Here is a 22,860-nt window from a genome sequence, read left to right on the forward strand (position 1 = left end):
GGCTTTCAACGGCACGTCCGGCACCGTTCGGATCGGTGTCGCCTGGCTGCTGAGCAACATCGGTTTGGCGGCTTCGGCGTGCTCATTCAAGCGGGCTTTACCGAATTGCGTGGCAAGCCGCTCCAGCCAGTCGCGGGCGCGATGAGACTTGATGCCGCCCAGCACGTTCGTGCTCATGCGCACCACAACACCCATACCGCCGGTCGCCAGCCCCAACAGCAGGTTGATCAGCACCTCAGCGCTGATTTCACCCACGAGTTCGATCATGTACGGCGGGGGTAACAGGCGCATCCAACTGACGACGGTCGCCAGATAGATGAACAGCAAGGGTTCATCGCTGAGCACCAGCAAACCCTTGGCGAGGGTCTCGGCGCTTAACGCCAGTAACTTTTCAAGCTCGTCCTGGGAGAGGTAATGCAGGAGCTGTTCAGCGTTGGCCAGTGGATCTGCAAGCCACTGGAACAGCTGCTGGATGTTGTCCCATAGTGAGTACAACGCCTCGCCAAACCCCTGTGCGTAGGCTTGGTGCAGCGAGCGATAGCGTTTGAGTAAGCTGGCCTCGGCGTAGTCCTTCCACAGGGGTTCACAGACCTCGCGCCACTCACTGCGCAGCCAGCCTTCCAGTGGCGCGATGACCGCCTGATAGGACGCGTACAGCGCCTTGAAATGCGCTTTGGAAACGTTGGGGTAAAAACTGACCCGGTACTTGTGGTTACGGTCGCACTCGGTGACTTCCAGTATGCCGCTGGGGCCGATCGTTCTATGGATGGGCTCACCCAGCGGGCCACCGTCTGGGTCGATGCGCTGCACCATCACTGGCGTATTGCCAATGGGCACGAACCGTGAACTCTGGAACATATGCACCAGCGTCAACGTGCCATTGGCCTGGCACGTGGCGACAGTGCTGCTGGGCAGGATCGAACGGTTGATCGGCGCGACGAGTGCCACTTCATCCCCGACCTTGAATACCTGTTCGATATCCAGTGCCGAAAAGCTGAAAAAGCTTTCTGCCCAGGCATCGTAGGGGTTGAGGCAACGGCGGAAATCGCTGAGTACAGACTCGACGTCTCGCGTCTTTGAGTCCATGGCGGCCAGCACCAGAAAGCCAATGCTTTGGCTGATCGATGCAGTCACGAGACAGCCCCCTCAATCAGGGGCCTTACTAAAAAAACCATCTGCAATCCCTCGCACTGTTTGATCAGGCGAGGGACTTTGCAGCGGTTTTCAGGGGCGGGGAGTAGAGCTTATCTGGCCGTTACGTGGGAAGTTTCAACAGCTTTGGTCTTCAGCGCTGCGCAAGCGCCAGGTTCAACCCCAGCCCTGCAAACGCCGCTGCAAAACTGCGGCGCAACCAGTTCTGCACCCGTGGCGACTCGATCACTGCGCGGCGAAACACATTGGCCAGCAGGCCATACAACACAAATACCGCAAATGTCATCGCCATGAACACGCCGCTCAACACCAGCATTTGCACGGCGGGCGCCGTGCTGCCTGGCGTCACGAACTGGGGCAGGAAGGCCAGGAAGAAGATAGTCAGCTTGGGGTTGAGGATGTTCAGCAAGAAACCGCGAATGATCAGGCTACGGGCTGTGGTGACCGTCGGCGTGTCGTTCATGGCGAAGGCCGAGCGGTCCCGCCAGGTGGCGTACGCCAGGTACAGCAGGTAGGCGGCACCGGCGAATTTCAGCGCTTCGAACGCCAATGCACTGGTGTGCAGCAGGGCGGAAAGGCCGAGGATGGACGCCAGCAAATGTGGGATGATCCCGGCAGTACAGCCCAAGGCCGCGAACACGCTGGCGCGCTTGCCGGCGGTCAGGCCCGTGGAAAGGGTAAAGATCACCCCGGTGCCGGGAATCAGCACGACGATCAGGCAAGTAACGAGGAAGTTTACGCTGAGCATGGCAGTCAAACTCCTTGTGTGAACGGGAAAGCCAGATCCTGTCATGTTCGTCCCAGGCTGGCGAGGGGCATTTGGCGAACCCGCGTTAGACTTACCGGTCGTATCTGCTATGCCTGGCCTATCACCCTTCAAGGAAGCCCAATGTACCTACGCCGCCTGATCCTGTGTCTCACGCCCATGTTGGTGCTGGCTGGCTGCTCGACTTCCCGTGGCCCGCAGCAACCGCCGCGCAGTGAGTCTGAGGTGAAAGCGCAGATCGTGCGCCTGTTGCCTGCCAATGTCGCAGACGGTAAGGGGTGGGCCCAGGACATCTACACGGCGTTCGATACCCAGAAAATCTACCCCAGTACCGAAAACATCTGTGCCGTGCTGGCAGTGACCGAGCAGGAGTCTACCTTTCAGGTCGACCCACCGGTACCGAACATGGGCAAGATCGCCCAGGATGAGATCCTGCGCCGAGCGGCCAAGGTCTACGTGCCCGCAGTGGTCGTGCGTACCACCCTGCAATTGCGCTCACCCACCGGCAAGTCTTACGCCGAGCGCCTGAGTGCCGCGCGTACGGAGAAGGACCTGAGTGGTATCTTCGATGACTTCATCAGCATGGTGCCCCTGGGCAATTCGCTGTTCGGCGGTTTCAACCCGGTGCACACCGCAGGCCCCATGCAGGTCAGCATCGACTTTGCGCAACAGCACGCCCGAGGTTATCCCTACACCGTGGACGGTACGATCCGCCGCGAGGTCTTTACCCGTCGTGGTGGCATGTATTTCGGCATCACCCATCTGCTCGGCTACCCGGTCAATTATGACCAGCCGCTGTACCGCTTCGCCGACTTCAACGCGGGTTGGTACGCCAGTCGCAATGCCGCATTTCAGGCCGCTGTCAGCCGCATCACGGGGACCGAACTGGCGTTGGATGGCGACTTGATTCGGTATGGTTCGTTGCTGCCCGGCACCACCGAGCTGGCGGTGCGTTCACTGGGCGCCAAGTTGGGCATGCGCAACCCCAGCATCCGCAGTCAGTTGGAGCAGGGCGAGCAGTTGGACTTTGAGCAGACCACGCTCTACACGCGTGTCTTTGCCCTGGCCGACGCGGCTGCCGGCAAGCCGCTGCCGCGGGCTATCCTGCCGGGCATTGTGCTCAAGAGCCCGAAGATCACCCGCAATTTGACGACCGCCTGGTTTGCCAAGCGCGTGGATGAGCGGTACCAGCGCTGCATGAAGCGCTGATCACGTGCGGCGTTTGACGAACCGGCGCCACAGCCAAACCCACAACCACACCACCGGGAACGCCAGGATCACAAACGGCAGCACATAGCTGGCGCGCTCCAGGGCGTCCGCCGTTCCGTTCACAAGGTTGTCCCCCAGGTTGCTGAACATCCGGCTGAACCGTGACGGTTGGTTCGCGCCGTCGGAGGAGCGGAAATTCAGGGTGACCCGGTTGGTGTCGAGCCGGCGTTGCTGGCCGGCCGCGGCCTGGGCCAGTGCCTGCAGCTCGTTTTCGATACCGGCCTGTTCCTTGCTCAGGGCGATCAGGTCACTGACGGTGATGTCCTTGCGTTTGGCCAGTTCATCAAGGCGTTGTTGCTGGGCTTGCAGGCGCTCCTGGCGGCGGTGTACATCCGCAACGGCATCGGCCAGGTCCTCGGCGGTGGTGATGCGTTGGCCGAGTTTCCCGCCTTCGGCCGCCATGGCGACCATCGGTTCTACGCCGGAGGGGGCGATACGCAGGATGATCTCGCCGCTGCTGCCGTCTTGCGTAATGCCCAAAATATTGCAGGCGCCAAAACGCGCTGTTTCACACGCCTCTCGGGTGGCTTGCATGCGTGGCGCCAGCAAGGCTCCGGGCAGGGCCAGGGTCAATTCATGCTCATAGGCCAACTGCGCCCCGGCCTTACCCTGTTCGCCGTTAATCACGGTGGCGCGGGTGTGGTCCTTGGGTGAACAGCCGGCCAAGGCCAGGCCGGCGAGCAAGATCAGCAGCGAGGCGCGAAGCGGGTGGGGCTTGCCGTCCAGGTGGCGCATTGCGATTCCTTGAAGTGTGCAGGAGAAATTGACGGCGATTAAAGCGGGTCTGGCGCATTAACGCAAAACATCGCGCAGGATTTGCGCGGTGGATGGTGATGGCGGCCGCAGGACCGCTGGCGTACACCTCAAGGCTTATTCCAAGGGAGCACTCGCCATGATCGCTTACGCCGTGCCGGAAGGTTTTGTGCCATTGCCCCGCAGCAGTCCGCTGCTGGATCTGCTCGGCCCGGTGTATTGCCGAGGTGACGGTTTGCAGCTGGAGGTGGGCCTGCGCGCCGACAACCGCCATGCCAATGGGCGCGGTACGGTGCACGGTGGGGTGCTGGCAACCCTGGCGGATATCGGCATGGGCTATGCCATGGCGTTTTCCAGCGACCCGCCGTTGCCGTTGATTACCGCGAGCATGACCTTGGATTACCTGGGGGCGGTGCAGGTAGGCGAGTGGATGCGGGTGCGTTTGGACAGCCACAAGCGCGGGCGGCAGATGGCGTTTGCCACGCTGAGTGTGTACGTCGAGGAGAGGGTTGTACTACGCGCGAGTGCGGTGTTTGCCGTGCCTCAAGCTCATTGAGGCGGGTAGAGAAAAGGCCCGGCTTTTCGTGGAGCTGGGCCTTTTCTGTGTTGCTCGTTGAATCAGCGGCGTTCGAGCGCCAGTGCGACGCCTTGGCCACCACCGATGCAGAGTGTCGCCAGACCTTTCTTGGCGTCACGCTTGATCATTTCATGCAGCAGGGTCACCAATACGCGGCAACCTGAGGCGCCAATCGGATGGCCGATGGCGATGGCGCCACCGTTGACGTTGACCTTATCAGCGTCCCATTCCAGCTCTTTGCCCACTGCCAGGGACTGCGCAGCGAAGGCTTCGTTGGCTTCGATCAGGTCCAGGTCACTGAGTTTCCAGCCGGCCTTGTCCAGGCAACGGCGTGTGGCCGACACGGGGCCGATGCCCATGATTGCCGGGTCGACGCCGGCGTTGGCGTAGCTGGCGATGTGCGCCAGTACCGGCAGGCCGAGGGCCTTGGCTTTATCAGCGCTCATCAGCAGCACCGCAGCGGCGCCGTCATTGAGGCTGGAGGCGTTGCCGGCGGTGACACTCCCGTCTTTCTTGAACGCAGGCTTGAGCTTGGCCAGGGATTCGGCGGTGGTGCCGGCGCGCGGCTGCTCGTCCACTGCAAAGGCCACTGGGTCACCCTTGCGTTGGGGAATCAGGATCGGTGTGATCTCCTCGGCAAAGCGGCCGGCCTCGATAGCCGCTGCGGCTTTCTGCTGGGAGGCGGCGGCGAAGGCATCCTGGGCTTCACGGCTGATACCGTACTTGTCCACCAGGTTCTCCGCGGTGATGCCCATGTGGTAGTCGTTGAACGCATCCCACAAGCCATCAGTGATCATGCTGTCGATCATCTTGGCGTGGCCCATGCGCAGCCCGGTGCGTGCAGCGGGCAACACGTAGGGGGCCAGGCTCATGTTCTCCATGCCGCCGGCGATGATCACCTGCGCATCACCGCAACGGATGGCTTGTGCGCCCAGGTGCAGGGCTTTGAGGCCCGAACCGCAGACCTTGTTCAGGGTCAAGGCCGGTACGGCGTGGGGCAGGCCGGCGAGAATCGAGGCCTGGCGGGCCGGGTTCTGGCCCGAGCCGGCGGTGAGTACTTGGCCGAGGATCACTTCATCCACCTGGGCCGGGTCCAGGCCGGTCTGCTCCAGCAGCCGACGGATTACGGCCGCGCCCAGCTCCGGTGCCGGGATGCTGGCCAGCGAACCTTGAAAGCTGCCCACGGCGGTGCGGGTGGCAGCAACAATCACGACGTCTTGCATGGAATCTGTCCTCACTGGAAGTGCATTTCTGGAACGTGGTCCGGGACGATCAGTTTACCGGCGGTCTTGCTCACAATCTCTTCCACACTGACGCCAGGTGCGCGTTCCTTGAGGACAAAAGCGCCATTTTCGATTTCCAGGTACGCCAGGTCCGTCAGCACACGCTTGATGCAGTGGGCGCCGGTCAACGGCAGGCTGCATTGGTTGAGCAGCTTGGATTCACCGTCCTTGGAGGCGTGGGTCATGATCACGATGATGTTTTCTGCACCGGCCACCAGGTCCATGGCGCCGCCCATGCCCTTTACCAGCTTGCCGGGGATCATCCATGAGGCGATGTTGCCTTGGACGTCGACTTCAAATGCGCCGAGTACGGTGAGGTCGACGTGACCGCCGCGGATCATCGCGAAAGACTCGGCGGAGGAGAAGATCGAGGCGCCGATGCGTGCGGTCACGGTCTGTTTGCCGGCGTTGATCATGTCGGCGTCAATCGTTTCTTCGGTAGGAAACGGTCCCATGCCCAATAGGCCGTTTTCCGATTGCAGCATCACTTCCATGCCTTCGGGAATGTAGTTGGCCACCAGTGTCGGAATGCCGATACCGAGGTTGACGTAGAAACCGTCCTGCATTTCGCGGGCGACGCGTTGAGCCATTTGTTCGCGGGTAAGAGCCATTTTATGAGTCCTTATTGTTCGGGCTGGGGGCAGATTATTTGCGGACAGTGCGCTGTTCGATGCGCTTCTCGAAAGTGCCGCAGATGATCCGGTCGACGTAGATGCCAGGGGTGTGGATCTGCGCCGGGTCCAGCTCGCCCGGTTCGACGATTTCCTCGACCTCGACCACCGTGATCTTGCCGGCGGTGGCGGCCAGCGGGTTGAAGTTCTGGGCGGTGTGGCGGTAGATGACGTTGCCGAAGTGGTCGGCTTTCCAGCCTTTGACGATGGCAAAGTCACCGGTGATGGATTCTTCCATCAAGTACGGACGGCCGTTGAATTCGCGGGTTTCCTTACCTTCGGCGACAGGTGTGCCCACCCCGGTGGCGGTGAAGAAAGCCGGGATACCGGCGCCGCCTGCGCGCATTTTTTCCGCCAGGGTGCCTTGGGGGGTGAGGACCACTTCGATTTCGCCGCTGAGCAGTTGCTTCTCGAACAGGGCGTTTTCACCCACGTAGGAGGCAATGACTTTGCTGATCTGCTTTTCTTCCAGCAGCACACCCAGGCCGAAACCGTCGACGCCGCAGTTATTGGAAACCACGGTCAGGTCGCGGGTGCCTTTGCGCTTGATCTCGGCGATGAGGTTCTCCGGAATGCCACACAGGCCAAAGCCACCGGAGAGTACGGTCATGCCGTCTTCCAGGCCCGCCAGCGCTTCTTCATAGGACGCCACGCGTTTATCGAAACCTGCCATATGCACCTCTTTTATTGTTTGTGGGCCAGCCAATGAACCGAGTGTTGCGCTGACGGATTGATTTGTTAAGTTGTTTTTTAAGGTTGATTGATTTAGAAAACAGCATAGTTGAACTGCCGTCCGGAGTAGCGCCATGACCGTTAAACAGATGCGGGCCTTTTTGGCCGTGGCCCAGACCCTGAGTTTCGCCGCTGCCTGCGAGCGCTTGCACCTTTCCCAGTCGGCCTTGAGCCTGACCATCAAGGGTTTGGAAGAAGGCTTGGGCGGGCGCTTGTTCAGCCGCAATACGCGCAATGTGGCCCTCACGCCCGAAGGCGAATCCCTGTTGCCCCTGGCTCGGCGACTGATTGCCGACTGGGACAATGCCGAGGATGAACTGCGTCAGCGTTTTACCCTGCAGCGCGGGCGGGTGACGGTAGCGGCGATGCCTTCGTTTGCAGGCAACCTGCTGCCCCCGATCCTGAAGATATTCCGCGCGCGTTACCCCCAGGTGAACGTGACGGTGCATGACCTGATCAATGAGCAAGTGCTGGAAATGGTGCGCGACCGGCAGGTGGAGCTGGGCGTAGCGTTCGAGCCGTCCGAAGGTTCGTCACTGGCGTTCACGCCGTTGTATCTGGACCGGTTTATTGCCGTGGTGCCCGCAGATTCGCCTTTGGCACAACGGGCTGAAATCGACTGGCAAACCCTGCTGGAGCAACCGTTCATTACCTTGCAGCGGCCGTCGACGGTACGGGTGATGCTGGAAGAACACCTCGGCGCCTTGCAGATGAAGCTGCCGGTGGCGTTGGAAAGCCATCAATTGGCAACGGTGGGCAAGATGGTCGCCAGTGGTTTGGGCGTCAGTGCCGTGCCCGCGTTGTGCGCACGGCAGATGGAGGAGGCGGGGGCGCGTTGCATCACCTTGAGCGGTCCGGTGATCGAGCGGCCGATTGGCGTATTGACCAAACCGGGGCATGAACTGTCGGCGGCGGCGCAGGTGTTGTTTGATATTTTTCGCGATGAAGCGGGGAAGGGGCGGTTTCCGGCGTTGTTATAAAACCGGTATTAAAAAACCCGCTCGAATAAACGAGCGGGTTTAAATTTAAAGTCGTGAAGTTATCAGCAGTATCTATCAATCACTTTAACCTGCGATTGGCCTTTGAGGTGCTGCCATTCGGTATTAAGTGTATGGAATACCTGCTCGATAAAGTTTCGATCGGCCGCCGCTTTCTTGCCGACATAACCCTGGCCACGGCGGTATCTCTTCAGGCGCGCCGCCAGCTCACGGTTATTGCGATCAAACTCGGCTTCTTCGGTGTGGGGCGCCAGGCAGTCAATTTGGACTTCGCCCGATTTGCCAATCCACAGGATATGGTCGTCGAGTGTGTCTTTCTGCGCTGCGAACATCTCAGCCAATTCATCGATAGTGGGTTGGTTGTTCAGATTCATGTGTAAGCCCCTTGACCAGTTGGCGATCTATCAGTTGGTTCGTTAAAACTGCATGAGTTGTCTCCGGTTCCGAAAACCGGGCGTCAGTGACGGTCTGCCGAATACGGGCAGGGTCTTGAACCTGATGCAGGTAGTCTTGCTGATGAACTGCTACGCAATGGTTTCTTAACGAAGACAAGCAGCGTTTGAGCTCCTTGTACCGATCCTTCCGGGCCGGTCAGCTTCATCAATCTGCCTTGTGGGCAGTGCACATCCGGAAAAAACAGCTCGGCGGTCAGACGAGGCTGTTCAAAACGCTTGTTACCAACGCTCCCGATCCGGGAGACGTCTAGATCATGCAAGGACAAAAAGGTTACGTCAACGATTATGTAGTGATTTTTTTAAAGCACTACATAAATCCTTGCAAGGACTGGAGAATGCGCAAAACCGTGACTTGGGCGTCATTTTCTGGTGCGTGAGGTCTGGCCATAATCTTGTCGGCGCCAGCGCCTACGGAGCGTTACGCCAGGAGGTCAGCCAGCAAGGGTAACAAACGTTCGCATGACGCCTGGATTTTCACCTGCAGCAGCTCATCCCCTCGGGTCTTGCCCAGGTTGATGGCAATCACTGGCTTGCCTTGCTCGACCATCGCCTTGCACAGGCGGAACGCCGAATAAGCCATCAGCGACGACCCCACCACCAACAGCCCTTCGGCATGCTCCACTGCGGCCATCGCCCTGGCAGCCGTTGCCGGCGCGACGTTTTCGCCAAAAAACACCACGTCGGGTTTGAGCCGCTCGCCATTGCAATGGGGGCAGCGGGGCACGTGGAAGTGCTCCTCAAAGGCGGGGTCGAGCAAGGTGTCACCATCCGGTGCCTGTACGGCATGGACTTGCGCCAGGTGTGGGTTGTCGATTTCCATCTGCCGCTGGATCACATCCCGTGCACTACGCAGGTGGCAATCCAGGCAGAGCACCCGATGCAGGCTGCCGTGCAGTTCGATCACGCCATGGCTACCGGCTTGGTCATGTAGCGTATCGACGTTTTGCGTGATCAACCCGCTGATACGCTCGCGCTGCTGCAAGGTCGCCAGGGCCAGGTGAGCCTTGTTCGGCTGTGCAAGGCGCACCCGTGGCCAACCCAGCATCGCCCGCGCCCAGTAACGTCGCCGTGCCTGTGCCGTGGCGAGGAATTCCTGATACATCATTGGCGCCTTGCCCCGACGCACACCTTCGCTGTCACGATAATCCGGGATGCCTGACGAGGTGCTGATCCCCGCACCGGTCAATACCAGAAAGTGTCGCTCGGTCATGGCCCGGTGCAGGGTGTCGAGGTGATCCTCTTGATGTTCCAGCGTATCGAGCATGGGTTCCCCTATTCGCCGCGGATGTACTGCTCCAGTTGTTTGATCAGGTCAGCCTGTTCGGCAATGGCTTCCTTGACCAGGTCACCGATGGACAACAAGCCCAGCAGTTGACCATTTTCGACCACGGGCAGGTGACGCAGATGACTGTCGGTCATGATGTTCATGCATTTCTCGACACTTTGGTGGGTGTCGACCGTAATCACCGGCGAACTCATGATTTCACTCACGGCGGTGGTCGCCGAGGAGCGCCCCTTGAGGATCAACTTGCGTGCATAGTCACGCTCGCTGATCACGCCCACCACCTGGCCGTTATCGACCACCGGCAGGGCGCCGACGTTTTTGGCCGCCATCTGGATCAATGCCTCCATCACCGTCTGGTGCGACTTGATGGTATGGACGTCCTGGTTTTTCTGGTCCTTGGCTTTGAGCACTTGTGCGACGGTTTTCATGGCGGCCACTCCGGTGTTGTTGTTAGGTAGTCAAGGTCTCCTACAGAATCCTAGACGGCCTGCGGCAGGGCAAGGTCGAAAGCGGCGTTAAACCCGTCGAAAAACGTCATTCACCGGATTTTTCCGTGTTTTACCCCGCACTCGTCGGCTTTTTCGTCCGCTTTGGGCGGGGCGCCGACTTGCGTGGAGCCGCCTTGCGTTTGTTTTTCCAGGGCGGGCCACCTCGGCCTGCGGGGCTGGCGGGGGCGGTGATGGTCATGCGCATGCCATTACAGCGAGCCACCTGCTTGCTCATCCACGCGGCTTGTTTGGCGACGAACTCTTCCAGGCTCATTTCGCCGCTTTGCACCATGTCCAGCGCCTGTTCCCAGATGGCCGTGGTGCCTGGGTCGGCAATGGCTCGAGGCACCGCGTCGATCAGGCTGAACGCGGCCGGGGTTGCGCAGAGTGCCTTGCCGTTTTTCACCAGATAGCCACGGTCCAGCAAGCCCTGGATGATCCCGGCGCGTGTGGCTTCGGTGCCGATACCGGTGGTGTCCTTGAGCTTCTGCTTGAGCAACGGGTCTTCCACCAACTTGGCAACGTTTTTCATCGCCTTGATCAGGTCGCCTTCGGTAAACGGCTTGGGTGGCTGGGTCCACAGGTCCTTGAGGTTGACCTTGGCCACGCGGTAGTCCTGGCCCTGCACCAGCGTTGGCAAGGCTTGGGGCGCGGGGGCTTCACGGCCTTTGGCGGGCGCCAGAGCTTCGGGCAATGCGCGTTTCCAGCCCGCTTCGATGATGACTTTGCCCACCGCGCGCAAGGCGTGGCCCGCGCAGTCGAAATCTGCCTGGGTGCGGTCATATTCATGGTTGGGCAGGAACTGCGCCAGGTAGCGAGCACGTATCAGGGTATAGACCGCACGGTGCTTGCCGGTCAGTTGGCTGACATCCTTGCCCGCGCCGGTCGGGATGATGCCGTGGTGCGCGCTGACCTTGGCGTCGTTCCAGGCCCGTGAACGGCGTTGTGGGTCGATATGCGGCAGCAGCTCGTTCACGCTCGCGTCCGCGCGGCCCAGCGCGGCCAGAATTTTCGGCGCGTCACCGTGCTGGCTCAACGGCAGGTAGCCGCAATCACTGCGTGGGTAGGTGATGGCCTTGTGGGTTTCGTAAAGGGATTGTGCGATATCCAGGGTTTCCTGGGCGCCGAGGCCGAGCTTCTTGGAACAGATTTCCTGCAGCGTGCCGAGGTCGAAGGGCAGGGGGGCGACCTCGCGCATACGTTCGGTACGCAGCTTCACCAGCCTTGCGCTGGCGGCCTGGGTCATTGCATCGGCAGCGTCCCGAGCCAACTGCGGGTTGAGGCAGCGCCCCTGGTCGTCACACGCGTCCTCGGCTGCGCGCCATTGAGCAGTGAAGGTCATGTGTTCGTGGCCCAGGTCGACATCGATGGCCCAGTAAGCCACCGGCACAAAGTCGGCGATGCTGCGATCGCGGTCTACCACCAGGCGCAGGGTCGGGGTTTGTACACGGCCCACCGGCAGCACCCCTTGATACCCGGATTGGCGCCCGAGCAAGGTAAACAAGCGGCTCATGTTCATGCCGATCAACCAGTCGGCGCGGGAGCGGCCCAAGGCGGAGTGATACAGGCTGAACGTTTCGGCACCGGGCTTGAGCGCAGCCAGGGCCTTGCGAATGGAGGCGTCGTCGAGTGCCGACAACCACAGCCGTTGGATCGGCCCGCGATAGCGGCAATGTTCCACCAATTCTCGGGCGATCATTTCGCCCTCACGGTCGGCGTCGGTCGCGATGACCAGCTCCTGGGCTTCTCCCAGCAAGCGCTTGACGGCCTTGTATTGGCTGGCGGTCTTGGGCTTGACCAGCATTTTCCATTTGTCCGGGACGATCGGCAGGTCGGCCAGCACCCAGCGCTTGTATTTGGCGTCGTAGGCGTCGGGCGGCGCGGTTTCCAGCAGGTGGCCGATGCACCAGGTGACAGTGACTCCGTTGCCCAGCCAGCAACCGTCGCCCCGGCGACTGGCGCCGAGCACGGCCGCGATATCCTTGGCCTGGGAGGGTTTTTCACAGAGGTACAGCCGCATGGTCATCACATCAGATCGGGTTGATGCCTTGCAGGATGCTGAGTCAGAGGGATTTGAGCAACTATTATCTGTATGGATGTACAGCAAATTGTGTGGGCACCCTAAACCGGATGCGGGAGGTGACAAGCCCCTCCCACAGGAATCTCCAGTGTTCAAACAAACTCAGTTGTTATCGATATCCACATGTCGCGTTTCTTTGAGGCAGAACAATCCGACGATCAGGCTCACCCCCGTCACCACCACGGGGTACCACAAACCGTAGAAAATATCGCCGGTGTACACCACCAGGGCAAACGACACGGTCGGCAGGAACCCACCAAACCAGCCGTTGCCGATGTGGTAGGGCAGGGACATCGAGGTGTAGCGGATGCGCGTCGGGAACAGCTCCACCATCAGCGCCGCCAGGGGGCCGTAGCACATGGCCGCGATCAGGATCAGTGCCACGATCAGCACCACCACCATCACCTTGTTGACCTGGGCCACATCCGCCGAAGTCGGGTAGCCGGCCAAGGTCACGGCGCCGCGCAGTGCCGCTTCATCAAAGCCATCGATACGCACATCACCTACGCTCACCTGGACCGGGCTGCCCATGGGGGCGGCGGCGCTGCTGTATGGCAGGCCCTGTTTGACCAGGAACGTCTTGACCTTGTCGCAAGGGCTGTCAAAGCGTGCCTTGCCCACCGGGTCGAACTGGAAGGTACAGGTGGCCGGGTCGGCCAGCACGGTGATGGGCGCCTGGTGGCTGGCCTGGTCCATGGCCGGGTTGGTGTAGTGCGCCAGGCCCTTGAAGATCGGGAAGTACAGCACGGTCGCCAGCAGCAGGCCGAGCATCAGCACGGGCTTGCGGCCGAGCTTGTCCGACAGCCAGCCAAACAGGATGAAGAACGGCGCGCCAATCACCACGCTGATGATCAGCAGCATATTGGCCAGGGCCGGGTCCATCTTCAGGAACTGCGTCAGGAAGAACAGTACATAGAACTGAGCCGCATAGAAGGTCACGGCCTGCCCGCCATTGATGCTGAACAGGGCGATCAGCACGACCTTGAGGTTTTCCCACTTGCCGAAGGACTCACGGATGGGGGACTTGCTGGCCTTACCTTCCTCTTTCATCTTCAAGAAGGCCGGCGACTCGTGCAGGCTCATCCGGATCCAGGTGGAGATGCCCAGCAGCACGATGGAAAACAGGAACGGAATGCGCCAGCCCCAGACTTCAAATTGGTCGCCGGTGAAGTAACGGCAGGCCAGCACCACCAGCAACGACAACAGCAGGCCGAGGGTTGCAGTGGATTGAATCCAGCTGGTATGCAGCCCACGTTTACCTGGCGGTGCATGCTCGGCCACATAGGTGGCCGCGCCACCGTACTCGCCGCCGAGTGCCAGGCCCTGCAGCATGCGCAGCACGATCAGGATGATCGGTGCGGCAATGCCGATGCTGGCATAGGTCGGCAACAGCCCGACGCAGAAGGTCGCCACGCCCATCAGGATGATGGTGACGAGGAAGGTGTATTTGCGCCCGATCATATCGCCCAGGCGGCCGAACACCAGTGCACCGAAGGGCCGCACCACAAAGCCGGCGGCAAAGGCCATCAAGGCGAAGATAAACGCGGTGGTGTCATTGACCCCGGCAAAGAACTGCTTGCTGATCACCGCCGCCAGTGCGCCGTAGAGGAAGAAGTCATACCACTCGAACACCGTCCCCAGGGACGAGGCGAAGATGACCTTCTTTGAGTCGTTACCGGTGCTCGCATCAATTGCCGAGCCCAGGGGTTGAGCATGTTCTGACATCGGGTAGCCCTCACAGTGATTATTTATTGTTGTCCCACTGTCGGCGCCAGGGTTGGCGCCGCTATTCAGATTGCATGAACCAGTTCTTTCTCCGGGGCGAGGCTCCTTGTATTCGGCGAAAGGATCAGCTGCGCGGCTTTCTCAGCGATCATCAGTGTAGGCGAGCAGGTATTGCCGGAGGTGATACGCGGCATGATCGAGGCATCGGCGATGCGCAGGCCGGGCACGCCGTGCACGCGCAGTTGCGCGTCGACGACGGCGTCTTGGTCATCGCCCATGCGGCAGGTGCCCACCGGGTGGAAGATGGTCGTGCCGATACGTGCCGCAGCTTCGTGCAGTTCTTCTTCGGTTTGCAGTGAGTCGCCAGGCAGGTATTCCACTGGCTTGAACGGGCACAGGGCCGGTGCGGCCACAATGCGCCGTGTCAGGCGGATGGCGTCGGCGGCTACCCGCAGGTCTTCTGGATGACTGAGGTAGTTGGGTTGTATCAGCGGCGCATCTGCCGGGTTGGCCGAGCGAATATCGACACGACCCCGGCTTTGGGGGCGCAGGTCGCAGACCGACGCGGTAAATGCCGCAAACGCGTGCAGCGGTTCGCCAAAGCGCTCCAGGGACAGCGGCTGCACATGGTATTCGAGGTTGGCCGAGGTCTGCTCCGGCCCGGAGCGTGCAAACGCCCCAAGCTGGCTGGGCGCCATCGACAGTGGGCCACTGCGGTCATACAAGTAGCGCAGGCCCATGCCCATCTTGCCCCATACGGTGCCGGCGATCTGGTTCAGGGTGCGGGCGTTTTCCAGTTTGTAGATCAGCCGCAATTGCAGGTGGTCCTGCAAGTTGCCACCGACGCCTGGCAGTTCGTGCACCACGTCGATGCCCAACGGCTTGAGCACGTTGGCCGGGCCGATACCCGAGCGTTGCAGGATGCCTGGCGAACCGACGGAGCCCGCGCACAGCACGATCTCCTTGCGCGCCTTCCAGCTCAGTGGCTGGCCGTGTTGACGCCCAAGCACCGTGGATGCGCGGCCGTTTTCCAGCATGACACGCTCGACCTCCACCTCGGTCAGCACGGTCAGGTTGGGCCGCTGACGCACAGGTTTGAGAAACGCCTTGGCCGCATTCCAGCGCACCCCGGCCTTCTGGTTGACCTGGAAGTAGCCGCAGCCTTCGTTATCGCCCTGGTTGAAGTCGTTGATGTTGGCGATGCCGCTTTGCGCTGCGGCCTCACGAAACGCATCCAGGATCGGCCACGACAGCCGTTGCTGCTCCACGCGCCATTCGCCGCCGTCGCTGTGAAATTCCGAGCCGCCGGCAAAATGGTTTTCGCTCTGTTTGAACAGCGGCAGTACGTCTTTCCAGGCCCAGCCCGGGTTGCCTGCCGCCGCCCAGCCGTCGTAGTCCTGGGCCTGGCCACGCATGTAGATCATGCCATTGATGGACGAGCAACCGCCGAGCACCTTGCCCCGTGGGTAGCTCAGCGCACGGCCTTGCAGCCCGGCCTGGGCTTCGGTCTTGAAGCACCAGTCGGTGCGGGGGTTGCCGATGCAGAACAGGTAGCCGACGGGGATATGGATCCAGGGGTAGTTGTCGCGGCCCCCGGCTTCCAGCAGCAGTACGCGATGGGCCGGGTTGGCGGACAGACGATTGGCCAGCAAGCAGCCGGCGGGGCCGGCGCCGACGATCACGTAATCGTATTCAGCAGTTGCAATGGGCATCTGAGGTCTCGCTTGTTTTTCTTATTGGTTCCATCCTAGTTGTTAGTTTTCGTCTTAAAAATGTTAGTTTTTACCCAGCTGCTGTGCGTTTTTAAACAGCGCGGGCCGGGTTCATGCAATGGAGGCGACATGTTCGACTGGAATGACCTGCGGTATTTTCTGGAGTTGCAACGCAGTGGCCGCCTGCTCACCGCCGCGCAACGCTTGAAAACTACGCACGCCACCGTGGCCCGGCATATCGAGGCCATCGAAAAGAGCCTCGGCACCGCGCTGTTTGTACAGCACGCCCAGGGCTACGAGTTGACGCCTGCCGGTGAAGCCTTGCTCAAACATGCCGAAGCCATGGAAAACGTAGCGCTGTTGGCCGAAGACGAACTCACTCACTGCGCCGCGCCCTTGGGCAAGATTCGCCTGGGTGTGGCCGAGGGCCTTGGGGTGATGTTCCTCGCCAGCCGCATGGGCGGGCTGTTCGAGCGTTATCCGGGATTGGAAGTGGAGTTGGTCGCCGTGCCACGGTTTGTCAGCATCCTCAACCGCGAAGCGGAAATCAGCATTCACCTGGAACGCCCCAGCGTTGATCAACTGGTGACCCGCAAACTCACGGACTACCGCCTGGCGCTTTATGCCAGCCGCGCTTATCTGGATCGTCACCCTGCCATTGAAAAGCGCGAAGATCTCGCTGCCCATTCATGGATCGATTACGTCGACGACCTGCTGTTCAGCCAGGAGCTGAAATTCCTCAGCAGCTTCTGCCGCAACCCCAAGGTGGTGTTCCACAGCACCAGCGTGATTGCCCAGCATCAGGCGGCACGTTCTGGTTTGGGGATTGCTGTATTGCCTTGCTTCATGGCTGCCGGTGACCCGGATTTGGTGGCGCTGTTGCCAGGGGAGAGCATCCAGCGCAGCTATTGGATCAGCTCGCGCCGGGAGCTGCACAAGTCAGTGCGGCTGCGGGTGCTGTGGGATTACGTGGTGGAATTGTGCGCACGGGAGCAAAAACTATTGCTCGGCGAAAGTTGACTGACGAAGCCGGATTAACACTGTGGGGGGCTTGCCCCCGATGGCGGTGGTTCAGACACCTCTGCATTGGCTGATCTACCGCCATCGGGAGCAAGCCCCCTCCCACAGTTTGATTGTGGTGTGTCCATCTGTTGTGTGCGGGAGCAAAAACTATTGCCCGGCGAAAGTTGACTGACGAAACCGGATTAACACTGTGGGAGCTCCCTCCCACAGTGTGATTGTGGTGTGTCCATCTGTTGTGTGCGGGAGCAAAAACTATTGCCCGGCGAAAGCTGACTGACGAAACCGGATTAACACTGTGGGAGCTCCCTCCCACAGTGTGATTGTGGTGTGTCCATCTGTTGTGTGCGGGAGCAAAAACTATTGCTCGGCGAAAGTTGACTGACGAAGCCGGATTAACACTGTGGGAGCTCCCTCCCACAGTGTGATTGTGGTGTGTCCATCTGTTGTGTGCGGGAGCAAAAACTATTGCCCGGCGAAAGCTGACTGACGAAACCGGATTAACACTGTGGGAGGGGGCTTGCTCCCGATGGCGGTGGTTCAGACACCTTTGCATTGGTTGATCTACAGCCCCCTCCCACCGTTTGATTGTGGTGTGTCAGGGAGACCTTAGAGCTTCACCACCTGATGCACCTGTTCGGCACAGGCGCGTGCCTGTTCAATCATTTTGCCAAACGCCGGGCTGACGATTTCATCGTGGGTCAGCCAGCGCGTCTTCTGGCTCAGGCGGTAGTGATAACGCAGCGAGTCGTCCTCGCGTTTCCCGTCCAGGTCCATGTCGTACCAGGGCGAGCGCACTTGGCAGCCGGGGATGGCTTTTTCCATCTGCCCGCCGCTGAGGGTGATGGTGTAGTCGTTGGTTTCCGGATTGCCCAGGTACAGGTCGGCCTGTTGCCCGTGGCGACGGTAGTTGATAAAGCCATCCCAGCGGTCTTTCAAGGATTGGTCGGTGTAGACATAGTGATTCGCCAGTTTCTCCAAGGCGCGCTGGTCGTTCATCTGGGCGGTGACGCTGTAGCCGTCATGCACGACAAACTCGGTGGGTTGGCGCGTGATCTTGCAGTCGCTGATTTCGTTGCCGAAGTTCGCGCAGATGTTCTGGTCGGTGGCGGTGGTGCCTTGCTGGCGGTCGGCGACGCTCAGTTGCATCAGCGGCAGGCGGCTGAAGACGATAGTGGCCTGGGTCGCGCCGTTGCCCTGTTTGTCGTAGTGCACCTGTTTGTCCAGGCGCAGGGTGGTTTCGGGGCGTTCCAGTGGGATGTGCTCTTCACGCACTTGGCCCTGGGCGTCGTTGACCAGTACCCAGCGGTCCTGAATGTCGGGCATGGTCTGGCCGGGGGCGAAGACCGGGTTGGTCGGGTCGAGCCACCAGACTTCGCCATTCACTTCGGCGCGCACGATGGCGTGGTTTGGTGCCTGGGTGCCCGGGATCAGCAAGGCGTCTGCCACATCGCCACGGCTGACCCACGCCGTCTCGGCCTTGATGCCACTGGCCTTGAGCATGGCAGTCAACAGGACCGCCAGGTCCTTGCAGTCACCGTAGCCATGTTGCTCGATTTCCACCAGGCTGAACGGCACATAACCCCGCTCGCTGGCGCGCCAGTCACCCAGGTAGCGGTAATGATCATTGATGTGCTGCATCATCGCGGCGACTTGCTCGGCTGGCTCCAAGCCACGTGCGGCGGCCACAGCGGCGGCGGCTTGTGCTGGCAGGTTGGCGCCGAGGATCTGGTTGTAACGCTGGGCGAAATCGCCGAAATATGCCTGGCGCTCCAGGGCGCTGCCCACTTCCAGGCGTGCGGTGTGCAGCAGTGTGGCAGCGGAGGATTCGTTGATGTAGTTGAGGTAGGTCGGGGTTTTTTGCACCACGTCCAGGGTCTTGCCGTTGGCCGAAGGGGTGACCTTGAAGCCGTCGAACCATTCACTGCGCCACTGGATCGGCCGTTCGGCGGTGAAGCGCGCCTTGAAGCGGTCGCGGCGGGCCGCGCTGGGGCCAAACTTGAGCACGTAGTGGAACTGGGTCATCAGCGGCTTGGCCGGGTAGTGCTGGCGCACGGTGTAGCGAATCTGCGTGCCCACGCGCAGGTTGGGGAAGGCGAGGGAGGTTTGTTTGTCGCGGCTGAAGCCCTGGTCCGGGTTGGGCGCGGTGCGCGTGTCGATCTGCGCGGCGTCCAGGGCGACCGGCTTGGCGCCAGGCTGGGTGGATTGCGCGCTGATCACTTCAAACGTGTCGCCTTCGGAGTAATCGAAGTCGATGCGCGAGAGCATTTCGCGGCCATTGGGCTTGAGGATGGTGTAGCGGTAGGTGGTGGTGCAGTCGGTACTGGCGTCGCGGTTGAAGTGGCAGTGCAACTCGGTGTCGCTGGCCAGCGGAGCTTCGGCCATCGGTTGCAGTGCAGCGGACACGGACTGGGTAACGAACCCCAGACTAAGGGCAATCAAAGGGCGGTGAAACAAGAAACGGTACATGGGCGCCTCGGGTGACACATTGAAACAGCTACCCAACGGGTAGCGAGAAGGCGCTGGATGATAATCGATCTCAACGGCAAAGGCCAGGATTGTTCGACAATGTATTCGTTTGAAAGGCCCGTGCTAGAGCCTTTTCTTTGATTTTTGTCAGGGTTTTAGCAGTTCAAACTCAGCGCTGCCGAGCTTCTCGCCGTTGATCAGCACGTGTACCGCATGCTTGCCGGGATAGTGCTTGCGCGTGGTCAGTTCGCGAATGTGCTGCCCGCGGCTGAGGTGCTGCCGTTCACCTGCACCCAGGGTAAATGCCTTGAGCTTGAAGACTTTTGACGCACTGTGCCCGGCACTCTTTACGTAGTCGATGGCGTAGTCCACCACCAGTTTTTGCGCGTGGGTGGCGGTGGACTCCAGGTTGAACGACAGGTTGATCCGCTCGCCCAGCGTGATCACCGCCGGCGTGATGGTCAACTGATCAATCGTCACCTCGGCCTTGGCTCCCGCCCCCATGATTGTCAGCGCACGGCTATTGCCTTGTTTGATCAGGCTGCGCAGGGCATGGCGGGCGATCCAGGCGGTGTGCGGGTTCCCCAGGTCCCAGCTTTCGATCAGGCTGAGCACCCAGTCCGGGTGGTCCTTGGTGATGTCGTTGAGGTGGTTGGCCACGGATTTGCGTACGTAGAGGCTGCTGTCGGCCTTGAGGTTGTCGAGTATCGAGGCACACAACCGCGGGTTGGCCTGCACATCGGCCAGGCGAAACGACCAGGGCAGGCGTGGCCGCGAACCCTCGCTGGCCAGGCGGCGCACGTGTTCGTTGTCATCGTGCGCCCACTGCTGCATCACCGTGAGGGTGCGGTGCAAGTCCTGTTGCAAGAAGGCGCGGATGGCGAATTCGGAGGAGCCAAAAGAGGTGAAGTATTTGAGCGCGGCCATGGAGCGCTTGAAGTCATCCAGGCCGTAGCTCGCCACGAAATGCGGCAGGAACAGGCTGACAAATGCACTGTTCAGGCGCGGCGCCAGGGCGTAAAGCCGCTTGAGCGTTTGCGGGTAATCCAGTGGGATGACCGCATGCAGGCTTTCGCTGACCCGTGCCATGCGCTGCATCACCGATAACTCGGCCAACCCGGCCTGCGCGTGCTGGAGAAAGCCCTTGGCGTCGAATGCCGGGTACACCGCCGTCATCTCGGTGGCGATGTGTTGCAGGCGTTCGACGTTGAAGATTTCCTTGAGGGCCGGGGCGCTTTGGTCGGTCATCGGTGCTTCCGTGGGGTTGAGTCAGAGAAACCAGCGGTATTCGCGCGCGTGAATTTCTTGTTGAAAGGCCAGGTGATCCTGGCGTTTGTTTTCGCAATAGACATCGACAAATTCCGCGCCGAGCTTATCGCGTAATACCGGTTGATGCTGCATGGCGCGCACGGCGTCTAGCATTTCCAGCGCAAAGGCGGTGCCGCTGGCGCGGTCCTCGTTCAGCGGCGTGATGGGTTCGCGCTTGGCCTCAAGCCCATGCTCCAACCCCACCAGGATCGCCGCCAGTACCAGGTACGGGTTGGCATCGGCACTGGCCAGGCGGTGTTCGATCCGCAGGTTGCGCGGGTCGGAGTCGGGGATGCGCACGCAGGCGTCACGGTCTTCAAAGCCCCAGCTGGCGCGGGTGGCGGCGTTGACCGTGCCGCCCAGGCGGCGGAAGGCATTGTGGTTGGGGGAGAAGATCGGCATGCAGTGCGGCAGCAACTCCAGGCACCCGGCCACGGCGTGTCGCAGCGGCTGCTGCTGATGGGCCGCGAGCAGGTTATTGCCTGCGGCGTCATAGAGGCTGACATGCACATGCATGCCGCTGCCAGGGAATTGCAGGTACGGCTTGGCCATGAAGCTGGCGCGGTAACCGTGCTTGAGTGCCACGCCCCGGGTGCTGCGGCAGAACAGGGCAGCCCAGTCGGCGGCGCGCAGCCCGTCGTCGCAGTGGCCGAAGTTGATCTCGAACTGGCCGGGGCCGATTTCGGCAGTGACGACCGTGATGTCGATGCCCTGGGCCTTGGCGGTTTGCGCCATGTCGTCCAACACTTCGCTGAAACGTGACAGCCGCTCGATATGCAGGTTGGGCTGGTCGTCGGGGTCATCGCTCAGTGGGTCGCGGGCGAATTGCGGCAGGCCGTTGTCGAGCTTTTTATCGAACAGGTAGAACTCCAGCTCAAACGCCACCACGGGGTGAATGCCCTTGTGTTGCAAGCGCTCCAGCACCTTGGCCAAGACTTCGCGGGGTTCGAATTCAATAGGCGCATCGGTCCCGTCGGAGGTGATGAGCATTTGCCCCAGCGGCTGCGATTCCCAGCTCACCGGCTTGAGCGTACCGGGCACCAGTCGACGATTCGCATCCGGGTCACCGTCGTTGAAGCAGTAGTCACCAATCTTGAACAACCCACCCTGGACCCCAAGCAGCACGGCGTTCTGCGGCAATTTCAACGGGCTGCCGGCGGCGACTTTTTCGAGCATCTCCACCGGGTAGCGCTTGCCGTAGAAATGCCCGGGAATATCCAGGGCGATCAGGTCGACATAACGCACGTCGGGGTGGTTCTGGCGAAAGGTCCGTACTTCGGCCAGTAACGTGGAGGAATGGCTTTTCACGGGTGCAGCTCCTAGTTGTAAACCCACAGGACGCGGGCGGGCAGGTCGGTCAGATTGGCGTAGCGGCAGTGGGCAAAACTGGCCAGGTGAAAACTGTCGCCGGGGCCGAGAGTGACCGAATCGGCCTCGCCTTCCACCCACAGCGTCAACTCGCCCTCCAGCACAAAACCGGCCTGTTCAGCGCGGTCGCTCATGGTTTGCTCACCGCTGTTGGCGCCGGGGGCGAGCAGGCTGTCGAGCATCGAGAACGCACCATTCATGCTTGGCGATACCAGGATGTCGGTGATGCCATTGGCGTAATACACCGTGCGCCGTTCGTTGGGGCGGGTGACCCAGTCCACCGCCTTGGGCTTGGGCAGGCTGTAGAAATAGGTGGTGGGCACGTCGAGGGCGTGGCTGATGGCGGTCAGGTCCGCCACCGTCGGGCGCGACAGGCCGCGTTCGACCTGGGACAGGAAACCCACCGAGCGCTCGATTTTTTGCGCCAGTTGCGCCAGCGTGAGTTTCTTGTGCTTGCGCAGGTCATGGATCAGCGCGGCGAGGGTGGCGAGTTCTTCTTGTGGGGTCATGAAATTTATGTCGAATAATTTCATGAAAAATTACAGGAATATTTTCATCGGGGCAATGGCGATGTGTGGGTAGTCGCTGTGGCGCGAAGAGAAACGAACACCGGTTCAGTAACTGACTCTTTGTGGGGTAGGAGCAAGCGCCCTCGCCACAGGGGATCTGGGTGGGCGAGGCGTTGCGGCTTGAATGATTCGGCGCCGCCGCGGTCGGAATCTGGGTACGCACCATTCATTGAAGGAGCC

19 protein-coding genes and 1 pseudogene are annotated in these 22,860 nt (G+C 60.8%); 4 read left to right on the forward strand and 16 right to left on the reverse strand.

The window, feature by feature from the left end; genetic code table 11:
* Together M5B43_RS21900 and M5B43_RS21905 are read right to left on the reverse strand one after the other, a co-directional pair.
* Positions 1–1,086: pseudogene (locus tag M5B43_RS21900) on the reverse strand (type IV secretion protein Rhs); the annotation flags it as partial.
* 199 nt (positions 1,087–1,285) lie between these two features.
* Positions 1,286–1,900, reverse strand: coding sequence for a LysE family translocator (locus M5B43_RS21905; RefSeq protein WP_248752035.1), 615 nt, complete (start codon positions 1,898–1,900; stop codon positions 1,286–1,288).
* A gap of 141 nt (positions 1,901–2,041) precedes the next feature.
* Here M5B43_RS21905 and M5B43_RS21910 point away from each other — a divergent pair, with 141 nt between their 5' ends.
* The gene (locus M5B43_RS21910) at positions 2,042–3,127 is read left to right on the forward strand and encodes a DUF1615 domain-containing protein (protein ID WP_248752036.1); all 1,086 of its coding nucleotides are present in this window, start codon (positions 2,042–2,044) and stop codon (positions 3,125–3,127) included.
* Here M5B43_RS21910 and M5B43_RS21915 read toward each other — a convergent pair whose 3' ends face one another.
* Positions 3,128–3,922 carry a DUF4349 domain-containing protein gene (locus M5B43_RS21915; RefSeq protein ID WP_248752037.1) on the reverse strand — a complete coding sequence of 265 codons (795 nt, stop codon included), beginning with the start codon at positions 3,920–3,922 and terminating at the stop codon, positions 3,128–3,130.
* Between the two features lie 157 nt (positions 3,923–4,079).
* Here M5B43_RS21915 and M5B43_RS21920 point away from each other — a divergent pair, with 157 nt between their 5' ends.
* Positions 4,080–4,496: a PaaI family thioesterase gene (locus tag M5B43_RS21920; RefSeq protein ID WP_248752038.1), complete on the forward strand. Its 417-nt coding sequence runs from the start codon at positions 4,080–4,082 to the stop codon at positions 4,494–4,496.
* A 62-nt stretch (positions 4,497–4,558) separates the two neighbouring features.
* Here the strand turns inward: M5B43_RS21920 and M5B43_RS21925 are convergent, their stop codons facing one another.
* Genes M5B43_RS21925 through M5B43_RS21935 form a run of 3 tightly spaced genes read right to left on the reverse strand, consistent with a single transcriptional unit; the run spans position 4,559 to position 7,144 of the window.
* Positions 4,559–5,740, reverse strand: a complete 1,182-nt coding sequence (locus M5B43_RS21925; protein WP_248752039.1) for an acetyl-CoA C-acetyltransferase — start codon at positions 5,738–5,740, stop codon at positions 4,559–4,561.
* A gap of 11 nt (positions 5,741–5,751) precedes the next feature.
* Entirely contained in the window at positions 5,752–6,411 is a 660-nt protein-coding gene (locus M5B43_RS21930; protein WP_248752040.1) for a CoA transferase subunit B, read from the reverse strand.
* A 34-nt stretch (positions 6,412–6,445) separates the two neighbouring features.
* The gene (locus tag M5B43_RS21935; protein ID WP_010211319.1) at positions 6,446–7,144 is read right to left on the reverse strand and encodes a CoA transferase subunit A; all 699 of its coding nucleotides are present in this window, start codon (positions 7,142–7,144) and stop codon (positions 6,446–6,448) included.
* Between the two features lie 133 nt (positions 7,145–7,277).
* On the opposite strand from M5B43_RS21935, the gene M5B43_RS21940 reads away from it, so the two are divergent.
* A complete protein-coding gene (locus M5B43_RS21940; protein WP_248752041.1) occupies positions 7,278–8,183 on the forward strand; it encodes a LysR family transcriptional regulator in 906 nt (301 codons plus the stop codon).
* A 62-nt stretch (positions 8,184–8,245) separates the two neighbouring features.
* Here M5B43_RS21940 and M5B43_RS21945 read toward each other — a convergent pair whose 3' ends face one another.
* From M5B43_RS21945 to M5B43_RS21970, 6 genes are all read right to left on the reverse strand, one after another.
* On the reverse strand, positions 8,246–8,575 hold the full coding sequence (locus tag M5B43_RS21945) for a hypothetical protein (RefSeq protein ID WP_248752042.1): 330 nt from the start codon (positions 8,573–8,575) through the stop codon (positions 8,246–8,248).
* Between the two features lie 499 nt (positions 8,576–9,074).
* Positions 9,075–9,920, reverse strand: coding sequence for an NAD-dependent protein deacetylase (locus M5B43_RS21950; RefSeq protein WP_248752043.1), 846 nt, complete (start codon positions 9,918–9,920; stop codon positions 9,075–9,077).
* Between the two features lie 8 nt (positions 9,921–9,928).
* Positions 9,929–10,369 (reverse strand): CBS domain-containing protein, encoded by a 441-nt coding sequence (locus M5B43_RS21955; protein WP_248752044.1) that lies wholly within the window; start codon positions 10,367–10,369, stop codon positions 9,929–9,931.
* A 130-nt stretch (positions 10,370–10,499) separates the two neighbouring features.
* On the reverse strand, positions 10,500–12,449 hold the full coding sequence (locus M5B43_RS21960) for a DNA topoisomerase III (RefSeq protein WP_248752045.1): 1,950 nt from the start codon (positions 12,447–12,449) through the stop codon (positions 10,500–10,502).
* A gap of 162 nt (positions 12,450–12,611) precedes the next feature.
* Positions 12,612–14,234: an MFS transporter gene (locus tag M5B43_RS21965; protein ID WP_248752046.1), complete on the reverse strand. Its 1,623-nt coding sequence runs from the start codon at positions 14,232–14,234 to the stop codon at positions 12,612–12,614.
* A 65-nt stretch (positions 14,235–14,299) separates the two neighbouring features.
* Complete coding sequence (locus M5B43_RS21970; RefSeq protein WP_248752047.1) at positions 14,300–15,946, reverse strand: GMC family oxidoreductase N-terminal domain-containing protein; 1,647 nt, start codon at positions 15,944–15,946, stop codon at positions 14,300–14,302.
* Between the two features lie 129 nt (positions 15,947–16,075).
* Between M5B43_RS21970 and M5B43_RS21975 the strand changes: the two genes are divergently transcribed.
* Complete coding sequence (locus tag M5B43_RS21975) at positions 16,076–16,966, forward strand: LysR family transcriptional regulator (protein WP_248752048.1); 891 nt, start codon at positions 16,076–16,078, stop codon at positions 16,964–16,966.
* 609 nt (positions 16,967–17,575) lie between these two features.
* Here the strand turns inward: M5B43_RS21975 and M5B43_RS21980 are convergent.
* The 4 genes from M5B43_RS21980 to M5B43_RS21995 form a co-directional block, all read right to left on the reverse strand.
* A complete protein-coding gene (locus tag M5B43_RS21980; protein WP_248752049.1) occupies positions 17,576–19,435 on the reverse strand; it encodes a DUF3857 domain-containing transglutaminase family protein in 1,860 nt (619 codons plus the stop codon).
* Between the two features lie 147 nt (positions 19,436–19,582).
* A complete protein-coding gene (locus M5B43_RS21985; RefSeq protein ID WP_248752050.1) occupies positions 19,583–20,683 on the reverse strand; it encodes a DNA alkylation repair protein in 1,101 nt (366 codons plus the stop codon).
* Positions 20,684–20,704: 21 nt separating this feature from the next.
* Positions 20,705–22,051, reverse strand: coding sequence for a glutamine synthetase family protein (locus tag M5B43_RS21990; protein WP_248752051.1), 1,347 nt, complete (start codon positions 22,049–22,051; stop codon positions 20,705–20,707).
* An 11-nt stretch (positions 22,052–22,062) separates the two neighbouring features.
* Positions 22,063–22,620 carry an XRE family transcriptional regulator gene (locus M5B43_RS21995; RefSeq protein ID WP_248752052.1) on the reverse strand — a complete coding sequence of 186 codons (558 nt, stop codon included), beginning with the start codon at positions 22,618–22,620 and terminating at the stop codon, positions 22,063–22,065.
* Positions 22,621–22,860 lie beyond the last annotated feature (240 nt).

Origin of the sequence: Pseudomonas sp. MWU15-20650, assembly GCF_023242475.1 — a bacterium.
Taxonomy (GTDB): domain Bacteria; phylum Pseudomonadota; class Gammaproteobacteria; order Pseudomonadales; family Pseudomonadaceae; genus Aquipseudomonas.